The organism is Anaeromassilibacillus sp. An200, from assembly GCF_002160025.1.
Taxonomy (GTDB): domain Bacteria; phylum Bacillota; class Clostridia; order Oscillospirales; family Acutalibacteraceae; genus Caccousia; species Caccousia stercoris.
The window spans coordinates 1-729 of the sequence record NZ_NFJU01000136.1 but is presented as its reverse complement, the minus strand read 5'-3'; the positions used below and the strand labels follow the sequence as shown (position 1 = coordinate 729).

The 729-nt window shown below is 55.3% G+C and carries 1 protein-coding gene; it reads left to right on the top strand.

Features of this window, described 5'->3' with window-relative positions; translation table 11 throughout:
• Positions 1-729, top strand: a 729-nt coding sequence (locus B5F35_RS18245) for an MSCRAMM family protein (protein WP_275532278.1), incomplete at both ends; no start/stop codon positions are given.

The following is a 729-nucleotide window of genomic DNA, read 5'->3' as shown; positions in this document are numbered from 1 at the left end:
CGGACAATCCATTCCTCCACCGGCTGCCCGGCGCTGTCTTTGAGCTTTATGAGGACACCAACGGCGATAAGGCATTTGATGAAGGCGACGCCCTGATCGGGGAGCTGACGGAAACCGATGAAGGGTTCCATGAAATGAGCGGCCTCTTGGCAAAGGGCTATTTTGTCAAAGAAAAAACTGCCCCGGAAGGCCACAAGCTGGACCCCAACGCCTACTATTTTGAGATCACTACGGACGGGCAGGTTGTTGTTGTGGAAAATGGCGAATCCGGCCGCGGATTTGTGAATGAGGCGTACCGCGGCAACCTGAAAATCACAAAAGATTCCAGCGATGGCCGCAAGGACGGCTTTGCCTTTGAGGTGAAAAGTGAGGATGGCACCTACTGCGAGACTTTCACAAGCCCGGAGGACGGTATCATCCTGATCGAAGGGCTGCGCGTGGGCAAATACACTGTGACCGAGGTTAAGAATAAGGCCAGTGAGGACTATATCATCCCGGATGGCGCCACGGTGGAGATTAAGGCTGATGAAACCGCCGAGGTGAGCTTCTTCAATGAAAAGCCGGAGGAAGAAACCCCGGAAACGCCGGATAAGCCGGAAACCCCGGATAACCCGACAACGCCTTCCAATCCTTCCAAGCCGGTCCCGCAGACAGGCGATGATTATAACCTGTATATCTGGATCGGCGTGCTGGGCGCGGCGGTGATCGGCAGCGGTGTTGCCCTTTTCC